Source organism: Streptomyces sp. (assembly GCF_036566765.1).
GTDB lineage: Bacteria > Actinomycetota > Actinomycetes > Streptomycetales > Streptomycetaceae > Streptomyces.
The window spans coordinates 1-16,933 of the sequence record NZ_DATCVQ010000399.1 but is presented as its reverse complement, the minus strand read 5'-3'; the positions used below and the strand labels follow the sequence as shown (position 1 = coordinate 16,933).

The window sequence follows — 16,933 nt, the reverse complement described above, 5'->3', positions numbered from 1 at the left end:
AGCGCGTTGTAGATCTCCGGCATCGCGTCGACGGGGAACTCCACGTCGACGACCGGGCCGATGACCCGGGCGACGCGGCCCGTGGCGGCGGCCGTCTCAACAGTGGTCGTCATTACTTGTCACTCCCCGCGGTCGCGTCGGCCAGGGCTGCGGTGCCACCGACGATCTCGCTGATTTCCTGGGTGATTTCGGCCTGTCGGGCCGCGTTGGCAAGTCGGGAGAGGTTGGTGATCAGCTCTCCCGCGTTGTCGGTCGCCGACTTCATCGCGCGGCGCGTGGCGGCGTGCTTGGAGGCAGCCGACTGGAGCAGCGCGTTGTAGATCCGGCTCTCGACGTAGCGCGGCAGAAGGGCGTCGAGGACGTCCTCCGCCGACGGCTCGAAGTCGTACAGCGGACGCAGCGTCTCAGCGTCGCCCGCCTCCTTCGCCACCTCGTCGAGGCTGAGGGGCAGCAGCCGGGCCTCGACCGCCGTCTGCGTCATCATCGAGACGAACTCGGTGTAGACGATGTGGAGTTCGTCCACGCCGCCCTCGGCCGAGTCCTTCTCGATCGCTTCGATCAGCGGAGCCGCGACCTTCTTGGCGTCCCCGTACTCCGGCTGGTCCGTGAAACCGGTCCACGAGTCGGCCAGCTTGCGCTCACGGAAGTTGTAGTGCGCGATGCCGCGGCGGCCGACGACATAGATGTCGACCTCGCGTCCCTCGCTCTCCAGCTGCTTCGTGAGCTTCTCCGCCGCCTTGATGGCGTTGGAGTTGAAGGCACCGGCCAGACCGCGGTCGCTCGCGAGGAGCAGGACTGCGGCGCGGGTCGGGTTCTCCGCCTCGGTGGTCAGCGGGTGCTTGTCACTGGCACCCGTGGCCACCGCCGTGACCGCGCGAGTGAGCTCGGTCGCGTACGGAGTCGACGCCTGCACCTTGCGCTGCGCCTTGACGACACGCGAGGCGGCGATCATCTCCATCGCCTTGGTGATCTTCTTCGTCGCGGTGACGGATTTGATGCGACGCTTGTAGACCCGGAGCTGCGCTCCCATGAGTCAGGTCCCTTCCGTCGTCACTTCGAGACGTTGACGGCGGCAGCGTCCTCGCCGAGCAGCTTGCCGTCAGACGTCTCGAACTGCTTCTTGAACTCCGCGATGGCGTCACCGACGGACTGCAGCGTGTCGTCCGACATCTTGCCGCCCTCACGGATGGAGGTCATGAGACCCGAGTGGTTCTGGCGGAGGTACGCCAGCAGCTCGGCCTCGAAGCGGCGGATGTCGCCGACCGGGACGTCGTCCATCTTGCCGGTGGTGCCGGCCCAGACGGAGACGACCTGGTTCTCGGTGGGCATCGGCTGGTACTGAGGCTGCTTGAGCAGCTCGACCATCCGCTGACCGCGCTCCAGCTGCGCCTTCGAGGCGGCGTCCAGGTCGGAACCGAAGGCGGCGAAGGCCTCCAGCTCACGGAACTGGGCCAGGTCCACGCGGAGGCGACCGGAGATCTGCTTCATCGCCTTGTGCTGGGCGGAGCCACCGACACGGGAGACCGAGATACCGACGTTCAGGGCCGGGCGCTGGCCGGCGTTGAACAGGTCGGACTCCAGGAAGCACTGGCCGTCGGTGATGGAGATGACGTTGGTCGGGATGAACGCCGAGACGTCGTTGGCCTTCGTCTCGACGATCGGCAGACCGGTCATCGAGCCGGCGCCCAGCTCGTCCGAGAGCTTGGCGCAGCGCTCGAGCAGACGGGAGTGCAGGTAGAAGACGTCACCCGGGTAGGCCTCACGGCCCGGCGGGCGGCGCAGCAGCAGCGACACGGCGCGGTAGGCGTCGGCCTGCTTCGACAGGTCGTCGAAGACGATCAGGACGTGCTTGCCCTGGTACATCCAGTGCTGACCGATGGCGGAGCCGGTGTACGGCGCCAGGTACTTGAAGCCGGCCGGGTCGGACGCCGGGGCGGCGACGATCGTCGTGTACTCGAGCGCACCGGCCTCCTCCAGGGCGCCGCGCACGGACGCGATGGTGGAGCCCTTCTGGCCGACGGCGACGTAGATGCAGCGGACCTGCTTGTTCACGTCGCCCGAGCGCCAGTTGTCGCGCTGGTTGATGATCGTGTCGACGCACAGCGCGGTCTTGCCGGTCTGACGGTCGCCGATGATCAGCTGACGCTGACCACGGCCGACCGGCGTCATGGCGTCGACGGCCTTGTAGCCGGTCTCCATCGGCTCGTGCACCGACTTACGGGCCATAACGCCCGGGGCCTGCAGCTCGAGGGCGCGGCGGCCCTCGGTCGCGATCTCGCCGAGACCGTCGATCGGGTTGCCGAGCGGGTCGACGACGCGACCCAGGTAACCCTCACCGACACCGACGGAGAGGACCTCGCCGGTGCGCTGCACCGACTGCCCCTCCTCGATGCCGCTGAACTCGCCGAGGACGATCGCACCGATCTCGCGCTCCTCGAGGTTGAGGGCGAGACCGAGGGTGCCGTCCTCGAACTTCAGCAGCTCGTTCGCCATGGCCGAGGGAAGACCCTCGACCTTCGCGATGCCGTCGCCGGCCAGGCTGACCGTGCCGACCTCCTCGCGCGAGGCCGCGTCCGGCTGGTACGACTGGACGAAGTTCTCCAGCGCGTCCCGGATCTCCTCCGGCCGGATCGTGAGCTCCGCCATCTGGGTTCCCTGCTCTCCTTGTTGGGCCCGAAGTTTTCTTGGGGGTCTGGGGGCCGACCCCCAGGAATCTTCTGCAATGTGCACGGCCCAACCGGGCCGCTGATCATGCTTGTTGACTTGGTGGCTGAGGTCAGCCGGCCAGTCGGCGGGTCGCCTCGGCGAGGCGGTCCGCGATGGTGCCGTCGATGACCTCGTCGCCGACCCGCACCGAGATCCCGCCGAGGACCTCCGGGTCCACGTCCAGGTTCAGATGCATCTGGCGGCCGTACAGCTTCGCCAGTACGGCGCCGAGGCGCTGCTTCTGCTGGTCCGACAGCGGGACCGCCGAGGTGACGACCGCGACCATCCGGTCCCGGCGCGCCGCAGCGAGCTTGGACAGGGAGTCGATTCCCTGTTCCAGGCTACGTCCACGCGGCTGCGTCACGAGTCGGACGACCAGTCGCTCGGTGGCGGGGTTGGCCTTGCCGCCGAGCAGGCTGCTCAGCAGCTCGCTCTTGGCGGTGGCGGTGGCCGCCTTGTCCGTCAGCGCGGAGCGGAGCTCGTTGCTGGAGGAGACGATCCGGCCGAACCGGAACAGCTCGTCCTCGACGTCGTCCAGCGCGCCGGCCTTCTGCGCCGCGGTGAGGTCGGCGATGTTCGCCAGCTCCTCGGCCGCGTCGACCAGGTCGCGCGACCGGGACCAGCGGGACCGAACCATGCCGGACACCAGGTCGACGGTCTCCCCGCCCACCTGACCGCTGAGCAGTCGCTGCGCGAGCTCGGCCTTGGCCTCGCCCGGCTGGGCCGGGTCGGTCAGGACCCGACGCAGCGACACCTCACGGTTGAGCAGCGCGGTGACTGCGGCCAGCTCGTCCGCGAGCTTCTTCGCGTCCACGGACGTGTTGTCCGTCAGTGCGTCGAGGGCCTCGCGTGCGGCTGCCAGTGCTTCACGGCTCGCTCCGTTCATCGGACGGCCTCGGCCTTCTCCTCGAGCTCGTCGAGGAACCGGTCGATCGTGCGGCTCTGACGGGCGTGGTCCTCGAGGGCCTCGCCGACCAGCTTGCCGGCCAGGTCGGTGGCGAGCTTGCCCACGTCCTGACGCAGCGCCGAGGACGCGGCCTTGCGGTCGGCCTCGATCTGCGTGTGACCGGCCGCGATGATCTCCTCGCGCTGCCGCTGGCCTTCCGCCTTCATCTCGAGGATGAGAGCGGTGCCCTGCTCCGTCGCCTCCTGGCGAAGACGCGCGGCCTCGTGGCGGGCCTCGGCGAGCTGGGCCTTGTACTGCTCCAGCACGCTCTGGGCCTCGATCTGGGCCGACTCGGCCTTCTCGATGCCGCCCTCGATGGCCTCGCGACGCTCGTCCAGAACCTTGTTGATGTTCGGGAGGAGCTTCTTGGCGAGGAAGCCGAAGACGATGACGAAGGCGATCAGGCCGATGACGAGCTCGTCAAGATGCGGAATCAGAGGAGGCTGGGGCTCCTCCGCCTGCGCAAGAAGCAGAGCGTTCACATCAGTGCCTTCCGTAAAAAGGTTCGGGCTGTCGGTCCGGGCTTACTGGTAGACGAAGCCCATGACGATGCCGATGAGGGCGAGCGCCTCACAGAAGGCGAAGCCCATGATCTGGTTGGTGCGGATCAGGCCGGCAGCCTCGGGCTGACGGGCCAGCGCCTGGGTGCCGTTACCGAAGATGATGCCGACGCCGACGCCGGGGCCGATCGCGGCGAGGCCGTAGCCGATGGAGGCGACGTTGCCGACGACGTTCGTCTTGGCGGAGCCTTCGGCGGCGAGGTTGACCATCTCGAGAGCAGCGGACATGCCGTTACTTCCTTCTCTTTCAATGACCCGGTGGGGGTTGGCCACCGGACGACTGCTGGTTTCGGGGTGGAGCTGCTGGGCCGGGGCCGGCTCAGTGGTGCTCGGCGAGCGCGCCCTGGATGTAGCTGCAGGACAGGAGGACGAAGACGTACGCCTGAACAGCCTGGATGAAGAGCTCGAAGGCGGTCATGATGATGACCATCACGAACGAGGCGCCGGCGTAGACGAAGCCGAGGCCGTTCATGAGGTACCAGGTGGCCAGCGAGAACATCACGATGAGCAGGTGACCGGCGAACATGTTCGCGAACAGTCGGACCGCGTGCGTGAAGGGCCGGATCAGCAGGTTCGAGAGGAACTCGAGCACCACGATCAGCGGCAGGATCGGGCCGAGCGACTTGTCGTAGCCCGTGATGTTCTTCCAGCCGCCGACGAAGCCGTGCTTCTTGAAGGTCAGCGTGACCCAGAGCACGTACACGATCAGCGCGAGACCGGCCGGGAAGGCGATCAGCGAGGTGACCGGGAACTGGGCGATCGGGATGATGGACCAGAGGTTCATGATCCACACGAAGAAGAACAGCGACACCATGAAGGGGACGTACTTCTCGCCGTCCTTCTTGCCGATGATGTCGTAGACGATGCCGCGGCGCACGAAGTCGTAGCCGGCCTCGCCGACCATCTGCATCTTGCCGGGGACGAGCTTGGGCTTGCTGAACGCGGCCCAGAAGAACCCGACGACCACGATGGAGCCGAGGACGGCGAGCAGCATCGGCTTGGTGATCTCGATGCCGGCCACCGTGCCAAGGGGCTCGTACATGAACGTGTGCAGGCCCGGCGCCGGGAAGCCACATCCACTGAAGATGTGGCAATCCGGGTCGAAGGCAAGCGTCTGGTCAGCACTCACCGCGGGCTCCTTCAGCGTGGCGCATAGGTACGGCAACCTCGTTGTGTCGGCGCGGCACGCAGCCGCGGGTCGGCACTGGACTGGTCTTACGGATAAGGGGGCGGCGGTTCGGCGTCGAGCCTCGCGCTGGGACAGGCGTCAGCTCGGATGCCCGCGCCCGCAGTGCCGCAGTTGGCACCGGACGATAGCAGGAAGCCGAACAGCGCTTTATCCCGGCCCTACTCCTCACGTCGACGACCCCGAGTTCTTGGGGTCGACGTAGAGGATCTTGGCCTTCATGTAGGCACGAGCCTGCGCGGTGATCCACACGATGGTCGCCGCGAGCAGGGTGAAGGCGAAGGCCTTGAAGTCGAACCACGTGGTGTTCTTGAGCAGCGCCATCAACACGAACAGCAGCAGCAGCTGGGCCGTGTAGAGGAGCAGCCCCATCGCTTGGAACAAGTGCGGAAGCGACTTGGCCGTCCGCTGGAGCACCAGGAGTCCGATCCCCATGAAGACGATGACGACCACGGCTCCGAGAACGGCGCCGATCGCACCCTTGCCGCCGGCGACCACTCCGCTGATGACAGCGGCGATGGCGCCGGTGGCCGCAGCCGGAATGGCGGCCGACAGGAGGATGCGTGCGTCGTTGGACGGCATGGCGGTGTCTCCGCTTGGTGGTGGGGGCGATGGTGTCGTCAGGGACGAGCGTATGCCCGGTCCGAGGTGGGTCTCGGGGCCAACGGACCGTCGCACTACGGTCCTTCGGCACTGTCGCCGGGTCTCGTGAACGGTATCACAAACTATTTGATGAGGTCTTTACCCATTGGGTGTGCGGACTGTCACACATGAGAAGTACCCCGCGCGTGTGTGCACGACAGCGGGGCACTTCGTCTGGTAATGGCCGCTTTCGCGGCTTTCGTCAACTCGGCGTTCCGGCCTTACGCCGATCCGTGAAGCGCGAACGGTGGCCGATGGCGGTCGCCCCATTGACTCCGGCCGGAACGGGGACGCGCTCCCCCGGAGCCTCCTCCGCCTCGTCCGTCTCCGCCGCCTCGACGGCGAGCCCGGCGACGGCCGGAACGGCCTCCTCCGTACGGCTGCGCCGGCGGTAGCGCGGCGGCACGAACGACTCCGCCCAGCGCGGCGCCCGCGGCGTGAACCGCGGCAGCAGGAGCAGCACCAGACCGATGGCGCTGAGCGCGACGATCACCATGACGATCCACATGGACGCCGAGTGCACCGAGTACGCGAGCGTCCCGAAGGCGATCAGCGCGGACCAGAAGTACATGATCAGGACGGCCCGGCTGTGCGAGTGCCCGATCTCCAGGAGCCGGTGGTGCAGGTGGCCGCGGTCGGCGGCGAACGGCGACTGGCCGTTCCAGGTGCGGCGGACGATCGCCAGGACCAGGTCCGCCATCGGGATCGCGATGATCGTCAGCGGCAGCACCAGCGGGATGAAGACGGGCAGCGCGGCGTGGGTGGCCTGCCGGGTCGAGCCCTCGAAGATCTTCAGCGCGTCCGGGTCGACCTGGCCGGTGATCGAGATGGCCGAGGCGGCCAGGATCAGGCCGATCAGCATCGAGCCGGAGTCGCCCATGAAGATCCGCGCCGGGTGCATGTTGTGCGGCAGGAAGCCCAGGCACATGCCCATGAGGATGGCGGCGAACAGCGTCGCGGGGGCGGCGGCCTCGATCGTGTAGCCGTACCAGATCCGGTAGGCGTACAGGAAGAACGCGGCGGCGGCGATGCAGACCATGCCGGCGGCGAGGCCGTCCAGGCCGTCCACGAAGTTCACCGCGTTGATGGTCAGGACGACCAGGGCCACGGTGAGCAGGGTGCCCTGCCACTGGGTGAGGGCGACGGTGCCGATGCCGGGGATGGGCAGCCACAGGATCGTCAGACCCTGCATCACCATCACGCCGGCGGAGATCATCTGCGCGCCCAGCTTGATCAGGGCGTCCAGCTCGAACTTGTCGTCGAGCACGCCGATCAGCCAGATCAGGGCGGCGCCGGAGAGCAGCGCGCGGGGCTCGTTGGAGAGCTCGAAGACGCTGCTCAGGTTCGACAGATGGCTGGCCACCAGCAGGCCGGCGCACAGGCCGAAGAACATGGCGATGCCACCGAGCCGCGGTGTCGGTTCTCGGTGTACGTCGCGTGCGCGGATCTCCGGCATCGCCCCGGTCGCAATGGCGAACTTCCGCACCGGACCGGTCAGCAGATAGGTCACCGCGGCCGTGACACAGAGCGTCAGCAGGTAATCACGCACGGGCTGCCCCACAGGAATCGCTGGCCATCTCAGCCCCACACACTAGCCGTGCCGCCCATGTGGTTGAGGACATACGGTCCCCCCGAACGGTTCCCACACGCTTCCTGTACGGCTCCGAATGCGGCCGACTACCGGCCATACGGGGGAAATCGCCCGGCCAGCTCGCGTACTTCCGCGCGTACCCGAGCCGTACGTTCCGGATCTTCGTCGAGCGCGAGAGTGAACAACATCGCGATCCGGGCCATCTCGGCCGGGCCCATGCCCTGGGTGGTGACGGCGGCGGTGCCGAGCCGGATGCCTCTGCCGTCGCCGTACGGCAGGGCGCAGGTGTCCAGGACCAGGCCGGCGGCGGCGAGGCGGAGCCGTGCGGTGGGCCCGTCCAGGCCGAGGGGGGCGGGGTCGGCGGTGATCAGGTGGGTGTCGGTGCCGCCGGTGGTGATCGCGAAGCCCTCCGAGGCGAGCGCGGCGGCGAGCACCCTGGCGTCTTCCACCACCTGATGGGCGTACGCGGTGAACGCCGGTGTTGCCGCCTCCCCGAAGGCGACGGCCTTGGCGGCGATCGTGTGCATCTGGGCGCCGCCCTGGGTGAACGGGAAGACCGCCCGGTCGATCCGCTCAGCCAGCTCCGAGCCGCACAGGATCAGCCCGCCGCGCGGGCCGCGCAGCACCTTGTGCGTGGTGGCGCAGACCACGTCCGCGTACGGGACGGGGCTCGGCGCCGCGCCCCCGGCGACCAGGCCCATGGGGTGGGCGGCGTCGGCGATGAGGTACGCCCCGACCTCGTCGGCGATCTCGCGGAAGAGCGCGTAGTCGATGTTCCGGGGGTACGAGATCGAGCCGCAGACGATCGCCTTGGGGCGGCGGGTCCGGGCGAGGGCGCGGACCTGCTCGTAGTCGATGAGCCCGCTGTCGGGCTCCACGCCGTAGGGCACGAAGTCGAACCAGCGGCCGGAGAAGTTCGCGGGCGAGCCGTGGGTGAGATGGCCGCCGTACTGCAGCCCCATGGCGAGCACCGTGTCCCCGGGGCGCAGCAGCGCGGCGTACGCGGCCAGCACGGCGGAGGAGCCGGAGTGCGGCTGCACGTTGGCGTGCTCGGCGCCGAACAGGGCGGTGGCCCGGTCGACGGCGATCCGCTCGGCGGCGTCGACGTACTCGCAGCCGCCGTGGTGACGGGCGCCGGGGTAGCCCTCGGCGTACTTGTTGGCGAGCGGGGAGCCGAGCGCGGCGAGGACGGCGGGCGAGGTGAAGTTCTCGGCGGCGATCAGCTGCAGCGAGTCCTGCTGCCGACGGACCTCCCCGAGCATCACGTCGGCGATCTCCGGGTCCTGCCTGCGCAGGACGTCGAGATCCGGACCGTACGACGGAACACGCACGTCTGCGTCTGCGTCTGCGTCTGCGTCTGCGGGGAGAGCGGTGACCGGCATCTGTGGCTCCAGGCGTGGGCTGGGCTTCAGATCCAATGTAGGCACGTAAGGCAGGGTTTGCCCGATGTTCCCGGAGATTTCTCCGCCGTCCGTGGCCCACCCTGAGCCATCTGCCCCGCGCCCCCTCAGCGCTTGGCGGAGACCCCCGTCAGCGCCGTCACGACCGGGTCGAGTGCTTGGTTGATCTCCTCGCCCACCGAGCGGAAGAACGTGATCGGCGCCCCGTACGGGTCGTTGACCTCGTCGGCTTCGGCGGTGGGGGCCAGGAGCCACCCGCGTAGAGCGGCGGCGGCGCGGACCAGGGCTCGGGCGCGTTCGACCATGCCTTCGTCCAGGGGGTCGGGCAGCGTGGCCGGGTCTATGGCGCGGACCAGGCGGGTGAACTCCTTCAGGGTGAAGGTGCGCAGGCCCGCCGAGTGGCCCATCGAGATGACCTGCGCCCGGTGGTCCCGGGTCGCGGTCAGCACCAGGTCCGCGCGGATCACATGCTCGTCGAGGAGCTCGCGGCCCACGAAGCCGCTGGCGTCCGCACCGAAGTCGGCGAGGACCAGCTCCGCGTTGGCCTCCATCGGGGCGCCCTCATGGCCCCAGGTGCCCGCGCTCTCCACGATCAGGCCGCCGCCGCGCGGGTCGGCGAGGCGGGAGCTCAGGGCATGGCGGGTCAGCCGCTCGGTGATCGGCGAGCGGCAGACGTTGCCGGTGCTGACGTGGAGGATGCGGAAGGAACTGCTCTCGGGTCCCGCTATGCCACGCCCCTCAGGGGCAGTCAACTGGCCACCTCGAGGTCGGGCACTACCTTGCGCAGCTCCTCCGCGTCCAGCGCGCCGGCCCGCAGCAGCACCGGGACCTTGCCCGTGACGTCGACGATCGACGACGGGACGATGCCCGGCGTCGGGCCGCCGTCCAGGTACACGGACACGGCGTCGCCGAGCATCTCCTGGGCCGCGTCGCAGTCCTCCGGCGCCGGGTGTCCGGTCAGGTTCGCGGACGAGACCGCCATCGGGCCGACCTCGGTGAGCAGCTCGATCGCGACCGGGTGCAGCGGCATCCGGATGGCGACGGTGCCGCGGGTGTCGCCCAGGTCCCACTGGAGCGACGGCTGGTGCCGCGCGACCAGCGTCAGCGCGCCCGGCCAGAACGCGTCGACGAGCTCCCACGCCTGCTCGGAGAAGTCCGTGACCAGGCCGTGCAGGGTGTTCGGGGAGCCGATGAGCACGGGCGTGGGCATGTTGCGGCCGCGCCCCTTCGCCCCGAGCAGGTCGGCGACCGCCTCCGAGCTGAAGGCGTCCGCGCCGATCCCGTACACGGTGTCGGTCGGCAGCACGACCAGCTCGCCCCGGCGTACGGCGGACGCGGCCTCGCGCAGCCCGGTCGCGCGGTCGGTCGCCTCGTTGCAGTCGTATCGCCGTGCCATCAGTCGCGGGCCCCTTCGTACACGTGCTTGGTCATGGCATCGCCTTGCGTGCGGTCGCGAAGCGCGGCCGGTTGTTCAGGTCGGGGTGGTCGGCGGCGTCCGCCCAGCCGGCCTCCTCGTTGAAGATCCACGGCACCTGCCCGCCCTGGGTGTCGGCGTGCTCGACGACGACCAGTCCCCCGGGCCGCAGCAGCCGGTGCGCGGTGCGCTCCAGGCCGCGGATGGTGTCGAGGCCGTCCTCGCCGGAGAAGAGCGCCATCTCCGGGTCGTGGTCGCGGGCCTCGGGCGCGACATGCTCCCACTCGGTGAGCGGGATGTACGGCGGGTTGGAGATGACCAGGTCGACCTGGCCGTCGAGCTCCGGCAGCGCGGCGAGCGCGTCGCCCTCGTGCAGCGCGACGCGGGAGCCCTCGACGTTCTTGCGGGTCCACCGCAGCGCGTCCTCGGACAGTTCCACGGCGTGCACCGTCGAGCGCGGCACCTCCTGGGCCAGCGCGAGCGCGATCGCGCCCGAGCCGGTGCACAGGTCGACGATCAGCGGCTCGACGACGTCCATGGCGCGTACGGCGTCTATGGCCCAGCCGACGACGGACTCGGTCTCCGGGCGCGGCACGAAGACGCCGGGCCCGACCTGGAGCTCCAGATAGCGGAAGAACGCCCGTCCGGTGATGTGCTGGAGGGGCTCGCGGGCCTCGCGGCGCGCGATCGTCTCCCAGTAGCGGGCGTCGAAGTCGGCGTCCTTGACCGTGTGCAGCTCCCCGCGCTTGACGCCGTGCACGAACGCGGCGAGCTCCTCCGCGTCGAAACGCGGGGAGGGGACGCCGGCGTCGGCCAGCCGCTGGGTGGCCTGGGCCACCTCGGCAAGCAGCAGACTACGGGGGCCTGGGGGTCGCCCCCCAGAAGGTGACTGCACGCTGGTCCTCCGGGCTGGGTGGTACGGGGCGGGGCTCAGGCCGCGGCCAGTTTGGCCGCCGAGTCGGCGTCGACGCACGCCTGGATCACGGCGTCCAGCTCTCCGTCGAGCACCTGGTCCAAGTTGTACGACTTGAAGCCGACGCGGTGGTCCGAGATGCGGTTCTCCGGGAAGTTGTACGTCCGGATCTTCTCGGAGCGATCGACGGTGCGCACCTGGCTGCGGCGCGCGTCGGCGGCCTCGGCCTCGGCCTTCTCCTGCGCGGCGGCGAGCAGCCGGGAGCGCAGGATGCGCATGGCCTGCTCCTTGTTCTGGAGCTGGCTCTTCTCGTTCTGGCAGGAGGCGACGATGCCGGTCGGCAGGTGCGTGATGCGGACCGCGGAGTCGGTGGTGTTGACGGACTGGCCGCCGGGACCGGAGGAGCGGTACACGTCGATGCGCAGGTCGTTGGCGTGGACCTCGACCTCGATCTCCTCGGCCTCCGGGGTCACCAGGACACCGGCGGCGGAGGTGTGGATGCGGCCCTGCGACTCGGTGGCCGGCACGCGCTGCACGCGGTGCACGCCGCCCTCGTACTTCAGCCGGGCCCAGACGCCCTGGCCGGGCTCGGTCGCACCCTGGCCGCCCTTGGTCTTCACGGCGACCTGGACGTCCTTGTAGCCGCCGAGCTCGGACTCGGTGGAGTCGATGATCTCGGTCTTCCAGCCGATCCGCTCGGCGTAGCGCAGGTACATCCGCAGCAGATCGCCGGCGAACAGGGCGGACTCGTCGCCGCCCGCGCCGGCCTTGATCTCCAGGATGACGTCCTTGTCGTCGCTGGGGTCGCGCGGGACCAGGAGCAGCCGCAGCTTGTCGGTCAGCTCCTCGCGCTGCTTCTCCAGCTCCTTGACCTCGGCGGCGAAGTCGGGGTCGTCGTGCGCCAGCTCGCGGGCGGTCTCGATGTCGTCACCGGTCTGCTTCCAGGAGCGGAACGTGCCGACGATCGGGGTCAGCTCGGCGTAGCGCTTGTTCAGCTTGCGCGCGTTGGCCTGATCGGCGTGAACCGACGGGTCGGCGAGCTTCTTCTCAAGATCGGCGTGCTCGCCGACCAGTTCCTCGACCGCCTCGAACATCGGGGGCTCCTGGGTTTTCGTGAGTTGCTACGGGGACGGCAAAGCGCCGGTCCCGGCCGCCCCACGCCGGGGCAGCCGAAGACCGGCGCAGTGGCTCGCTACTTGGAGCCGGCAGCCTTGCCGAAGCGGGCCTCGAAGCGGGCCACGCGGCCACCGGTGTCGAGGATCTTCTGCTTGCCCGTGTAGAACGGGTGGCACTCGGAGCAGACCTCGGCACGGATGGTGCCGTCGGTGAGGGTGCTACGGGTGGTGAACGACGCGCCGCAGGTGCAGCTGACCTGGGTCTCGACGTACTGGGGGTGGATGTCGCGCTTCAAGGTGTCTCCTAGTTTCGGGAGGGCTCCGGGTCGCAAGCGCGGGATGCACGTACGTGAACCGGGGCCGACGTACCAGTCTGCCAGGACTGGCCGCATCTCCCAAAACCGGGGGGTGGCCGAATCTATTCCACGCGGTCCGGCTCCTTCGCGAACTACTTCACGACGCCCTCGGCCTGCCCCTTGGCGGCGTCCTTCGTGGCGGAGGCGGGGATCGGCAGATCGGCCTTCAGCGCCGTCCAGACCTGCCGGCCTGCGGCCTCCAGCGGGACGACGCGGTTCGGGTCGGCGGTGTCGTACGCGACCGGGAGCGTGATCATCTGGACGTCCTGGGGGCCGAGCTTGCCGAGCCCCTTGGCGAAGCCCATGAGCTCGTTGACCGAGTCCAGCTCGGAGTCCGGGGTGATCGCCTTGGTGGCGGTGTCGGCGAGGTCGACGAGCTTCTTCGGGTCGGTGAAGACGCCGACGTCCTTGACCCGGTCGATGAAGGCCTTGATGAAGGCCTGCTGGAGCTGGATCCGGCCGAGGTCGCTGCCGTCGCCGACGCTCTTGCGGGTGCGGACCAGGCCGAGCGACTGCTCTCCGTCGAGGGTGTGCGTCCCGGGCTCGAGGTCGAGGTGGCTCTTGGAGTCCTCGATCGCCTTGGTCGTGGTGATCTCCACGCCGTCGAGCTCGTCGATGAGCTTCTTGAAGCCGGTGAAGTCGACCTCGATGTAGTGGTCCATGCGGATCCCGGACATCGACTCGACCGTCTTCACCGCGCAGGCCGGGCCGCCGACCTCGTACGCGGTGTTGAACATCGCCCGGTCCTCGCCGGGCACGCGCTTGCCGTCGGCGTCGGTGCAGGCAGGGCGCTCGACGAGGGTGTCGCGCGGGACCGAGACCACGGAGGCCTTCTTGTGGCCCTCGTAGACGTGGACGACCATCGCGGTGTCGGAGCGGGCCGCGCCCTCGTCCCGGCCGTACGCGCCGTTGGCGCCGGAACGGGAGTCGGACCCGAGGACGAGGATGTCCATCGAGCCGTTGTCGACGTTCGCCGGGCGGTTCTTGCCGAGCTGGGCGTTGATGTCGACGCCCTGAAGGTTGCCGTTGAGCTTGAAGTAGACGTAGCCGAGTCCGGAGCCGCCGAGCACGACGAGCGCGGCCGCGCCCCAGGCGACGACGGTCACCGCGCGGCGGCCCTTGGCGGGCTCCTTGCGGCGGCGACCTGAGCCGCCTATTCGGCCGGTGTTGCTCTGCTCGGTCATCTTCTTCCTCGGAACTTCCTCGGGACGGACGGGAGCGTTGCGCGTCACCTTCTGTGACGGCGAACCACCCGAAAGGGTTGCATGAGTCCCTGTGAGGTTTCGGTGAGCGACGATGCGGAACGCACTGTGCCCACCGTGCGAGGCACGGTGGGCACAGTGTTCTTTCCGCAGGTCACAGGGGGCTTCAGGGCCTCACGGTCGCGATCTTCCGCTTGTGACCAAGCTCTCCGCGATCTAGCCGAAGAGGTTGTACGACTTCCAGCCGCTGCCGACCTTGATCCGGTTGGAGGTCACGAACGGGGTGGTCGCCGAGCCGGTGCTCTTGTACGCCCACATGTAGCCGTCCTTGTCGCGGACGATGAAGTCGGCATGGCCGTCGCCCGAGATGTCGCCGGTGGTGACGTACGCGGTGAAGTTCCAGCCGCTGCCGACCTGGACGCGGGCCGAGAACGGCCAGCTCGGGTTGCCGGTGCCCTTGTAGACCCACAGCCGGGCCGCGCTGTCGCGGGCCAGCAGGTCGGGGCGGCCGTCGCCGGTGAAGTCACCCTTGCCGTAGACCTGGTAGCCGCCCCAGCCGGTGCCGATCCTGACCTTGGTCCCGAAGGTGCCGTTGCCGCGGCCGGGCCACATGTAGAGAGCGCCGGCCGAGTCGCTGGCGGTCAGGTCCGGGTTGCCGTCGGCCGTGAGGTCGCCGGCAACGGCGAGGTTGCGGAAGCCGCCCCAGCCGGTGCCGACGCGGCGGTCGGCGTACGTGCCCTGCGTCGCGTCGCGGCCGAACACCCAGAGCTCGCCGTTGGCCTTCCGGTACAGGAAGTCCTGGTAGTCGTCCCGGTCCAGGTCCGCCTGGCGGACGAGGTTCGCGTCCCCCCAGCCGCCCATGGACTCACGAGCGGTGAGCGACGTGCCCGTGGAGTAGTACGCCCAGCCCTCGCCCGCCGAGTCACGGGCGAACAGGTCCGCCTTGTCGTCGAAGTCGATGTTGGCGTCGTCGATCCGGTGGTTGATCGGACCGGCATAGGTCGCCGTCTTCGCGAAGACGCTGCGCGCGCCGGTGGCGACGCAGTCCTCCACGCCCCACGACACCACGCCGGCGATCCGGCCGTTGACCACGAGCGGGCCGCCCGAGTCGCCGTTGCACGGCGAGACGGTGCCGGCGTCCTGGCCGGTCGCCGCCTTGCCGGCACAGAGCATCGCGCCCGGGACGAACTCGGAGCCGTACACGTTGGTGCAGGTGGCGTCCGAGTTGATCGGGATGGACGCCTTCTTGAGCGTCTGGGAGACGTCCTCGTTCAGCGAGGTCGTGCGGCCCCAGCCGTACACCGTGCCGGGCGTGCCGGAGGTGTACGTGGCACCGTACTGCGCGGGCAGCAGCGGCTTGTAGGGCAGGGTCTCGGAGAGGGTGAGCACCGCGACGTCGCCCTTGAGGGTGGTGCCGTTGTAGCCCGGGTTCCGCCACTGGCGGCTGACGCCGACCGTGGTGCCCTCGCCGGAGGTGAAGAGCTTCGCGGTGCCGCCGATGACCGTGCCGAACCTGGTCCAGTCGACGCCGTCCACGCAGTGCGCGGCGGTGAGCACCTTGGCGGGCCCGACCAGCGTGCCGCCGCAGAAGAAGCCGATGTCGTCGACCGGGTCGGTGTTGCCGCGGTCGTCGAAGTAGTACAGCTGCACCATCCACGGGGCTTCCGTGATGGCGGCGTCGACGCCCCCGATGATCTTGGGGTCGACGGTGGCGGAGCCCGAGGCCGCCGGTGCGTCCGCCGTCGGCGATTGAGTGTCGGCGCCCGCGGCGCCTTCCTTCTTCGCCTTCGCCTCGAGGACGGCCTTCGCGCCGTCGACCCGGGACTGGAGCTGGGCCGGCGAGTCCGTGGTGGGCAGTTCCACGCCCGCCTTGTGCTGCGGCGCCTCGTCGGCCTGCGCCGGTACGGCGGTCAGGACCGCGCCCCCCAGCGCGAGTGCGGCGGCGGCCGCGGGAAGGGTCAGACGGACCCTCCGGTGAGCAGAAGTCACGCAGTTCTCCTATCGATGACGTCGCATGCGTAAGGAGAGAAGGATCGAGCCCCCACCTGATCCAGGGCATGACTGCGTAAGGCCTCATGGGCACATTCAGAAATGTGTTCCCCCCCACGTGCGACCCGCTGATCGTACAATGCCGAACCGCCCCCGTCATGAGAGTGACGGGGGCGGTTCGGGGTGCCTCTCAGGCCTGCTGAGGCAGTGTCGGACGACGTCAGTCGTTGCTGGATCCAGGAGTCGTCTTCTGGATCTGCAGCAGGAACTCGCCGTTCGACTTCGTCTGCTTCATCTTGTCGAGCAGCAGCTCGATCGCCTGCTGCTGGTCGAGCGCGTGCAGCACGCGACGCAGCTTCCAGGTGACCGCGAGCTCGTCGGCGCCGAGCAGGATCTCTTCCTTACGCGTACCCGAGGCGTCGACGTCGACGGCCGGGAAGATGCGCTTGTCGGCGAGCTTCCGGTCGAGCTTGAGCTCCATGTTGCCGGTGCCCTTGAACTCCTCGAAGATCACCTCGTCCATGCGCGAGCCGGTGTCGACCAGCGCGGTGGCCAGGATGGTCAGCGAGCCGCCGTCCTCGATGTTGCGCGCGGCGCCGAAGAAGCGCTTCGGCGGGTAGAGCGCGGTCGAGTCGACACCACCGGACAGGATGCGGCCGGAGGCGGGCGCCGCGAGGTTGTACGCGCGGCCCAGACGGGTGATCGAGTCGAGCAGGACGACCACGTCGTGACCCAGCTCCACGAGACGCTTGGCGCGCTCGATGGCCAGCTCGGCGACCGTGGTGTGGTCCTCGGCCGGACGGTCGAAGGTCGAGGAGATGACCTCGCCCTTGACCGACCGCTGCATGTCGGTGACCTCTTCCGGACGCTCGTCGACCAGGACGACCATCAGGTGGCACTCGGGGTTGTTGTG

18 protein-coding genes are annotated in these 16,933 nt (G+C 69.1%); all 18 read right to left on the bottom strand.

Annotation, left to right across the window (positions count from 1 at the left end):
• On the bottom strand, nucleotides 1-113 hold a 113-nt coding region (locus VIU94_RS23425), incomplete at its 3' end, for a hypothetical protein (protein ID WP_331913836.1).
• Nucleotides 113-1,030: a F0F1 ATP synthase subunit gamma gene (locus VIU94_RS23420; protein WP_331913835.1), complete on the bottom strand. Its 918-nt coding sequence runs from the start codon at nucleotides 1,028-1,030 to the stop codon at nucleotides 113-115. The genes VIU94_RS23420 and VIU94_RS23425, both read right to left, overlap by 1 nt.
• A 20-nt stretch (nucleotides 1,031-1,050) precedes the next feature.
• Entirely contained in the window at nucleotides 1,051-2,646 is a 1,596-nt protein-coding gene (gene atpA / locus VIU94_RS23415; RefSeq protein WP_331913834.1) for a F0F1 ATP synthase subunit alpha, read from the bottom strand.
• A gap of 130 nt (nucleotides 2,647-2,776) precedes the next feature.
• Nucleotides 2,777-3,592 (bottom strand): F0F1 ATP synthase subunit delta, encoded by an 816-nt coding sequence (locus VIU94_RS23410; protein ID WP_331913833.1) that lies wholly within the window; start codon nucleotides 3,590-3,592, stop codon nucleotides 2,777-2,779.
• Nucleotides 3,589-4,134, bottom strand: a complete 546-nt coding sequence (locus tag VIU94_RS23405) for a F0F1 ATP synthase subunit B (RefSeq protein ID WP_331913832.1) — start codon at nucleotides 4,132-4,134, stop codon at nucleotides 3,589-3,591. The genes VIU94_RS23410 and VIU94_RS23405 overlap by 4 nt, the downstream gene beginning before the upstream one ends.
• Before the next feature lie 42 nt (nucleotides 4,135-4,176).
• Complete coding sequence (gene atpE, locus VIU94_RS23400; protein WP_331913831.1) at nucleotides 4,177-4,440, bottom strand: ATP synthase F0 subunit C; 264 nt, start codon at nucleotides 4,438-4,440, stop codon at nucleotides 4,177-4,179.
• A gap of 91 nt (nucleotides 4,441-4,531) precedes the next feature.
• Nucleotides 4,532-5,341 carry a F0F1 ATP synthase subunit A gene (atpB, locus tag VIU94_RS23395; protein WP_331913830.1) on the bottom strand — a complete coding sequence of 270 codons (810 nt, stop codon included), beginning with the start codon at nucleotides 5,339-5,341 and terminating at the stop codon, nucleotides 4,532-4,534.
• A gap of 225 nt (nucleotides 5,342-5,566) precedes the next feature.
• On the bottom strand, nucleotides 5,567-5,980 hold the full coding sequence (locus VIU94_RS23390) for a Cg1360 family ATP-synthase-associated protein (RefSeq protein ID WP_331913829.1): 414 nt from the start codon (nucleotides 5,978-5,980) through the stop codon (nucleotides 5,567-5,569).
• Nucleotides 5,981-6,242: 262 nt separating this feature from the next.
• Entirely contained in the window at nucleotides 6,243-7,589 is a 1,347-nt protein-coding gene (locus tag VIU94_RS23385; RefSeq protein WP_331913828.1) for an MraY family glycosyltransferase, read from the bottom strand.
• A gap of 128 nt (nucleotides 7,590-7,717) precedes the next feature.
• Nucleotides 7,718-9,013, bottom strand: coding sequence for a serine hydroxymethyltransferase (gene glyA, locus VIU94_RS23380; RefSeq protein WP_331913827.1), 1,296 nt, complete (start codon nucleotides 9,011-9,013; stop codon nucleotides 7,718-7,720).
• A 125-nt stretch (nucleotides 9,014-9,138) separates the two neighbouring features.
• A complete protein-coding gene (locus tag VIU94_RS23375; protein WP_331913826.1) occupies nucleotides 9,139-9,783 on the bottom strand; it encodes an arsenate reductase/protein-tyrosine-phosphatase family protein in 645 nt (214 codons plus the stop codon).
• Nucleotides 9,780-10,427, bottom strand: a complete 648-nt coding sequence (locus VIU94_RS23370) for an L-threonylcarbamoyladenylate synthase (protein WP_331913825.1) — start codon at nucleotides 10,425-10,427, stop codon at nucleotides 9,780-9,782. The genes VIU94_RS23375 and VIU94_RS23370 overlap by 4 nt, the downstream gene beginning before the upstream one ends.
• Nucleotides 10,428-10,458: 31 nt before the next feature.
• On the bottom strand, nucleotides 10,459-11,340 hold the full coding sequence (gene prmC / locus VIU94_RS23365; RefSeq protein ID WP_331913824.1) for a peptide chain release factor N(5)-glutamine methyltransferase: 882 nt from the start codon (nucleotides 11,338-11,340) through the stop codon (nucleotides 10,459-10,461).
• A 35-nt stretch (nucleotides 11,341-11,375) separates the two neighbouring features.
• Nucleotides 11,376-12,452, bottom strand: coding sequence for a peptide chain release factor 1 (gene prfA / locus VIU94_RS23360; RefSeq protein ID WP_331913823.1), 1,077 nt, complete (start codon nucleotides 12,450-12,452; stop codon nucleotides 11,376-11,378).
• A gap of 98 nt (nucleotides 12,453-12,550) precedes the next feature.
• Nucleotides 12,551-12,769, bottom strand: coding sequence for a 50S ribosomal protein L31 (gene rpmE, locus VIU94_RS23355; protein ID WP_331913822.1), 219 nt, complete (start codon nucleotides 12,767-12,769; stop codon nucleotides 12,551-12,553).
• 152 nt (nucleotides 12,770-12,921) lie between these two features.
• On the bottom strand, nucleotides 12,922-14,013 hold the full coding sequence (locus VIU94_RS23350; RefSeq protein WP_331913821.1) for an LCP family protein: 1,092 nt from the start codon (nucleotides 14,011-14,013) through the stop codon (nucleotides 12,922-12,924).
• 234 nt (nucleotides 14,014-14,247) lie between these two features.
• Nucleotides 14,248-16,020, bottom strand: a complete 1,773-nt coding sequence (locus tag VIU94_RS23345) for a trypsin-like serine protease (RefSeq protein WP_331913820.1) — start codon at nucleotides 16,018-16,020, stop codon at nucleotides 14,248-14,250.
• A gap of 220 nt (nucleotides 16,021-16,240) precedes the next feature.
• Nucleotides 16,241-16,933: transcription termination factor Rho (gene rho, locus VIU94_RS23340; RefSeq protein ID WP_331913819.1), on the bottom strand; the 693-nt coding region annotated here is incomplete at its 5' end.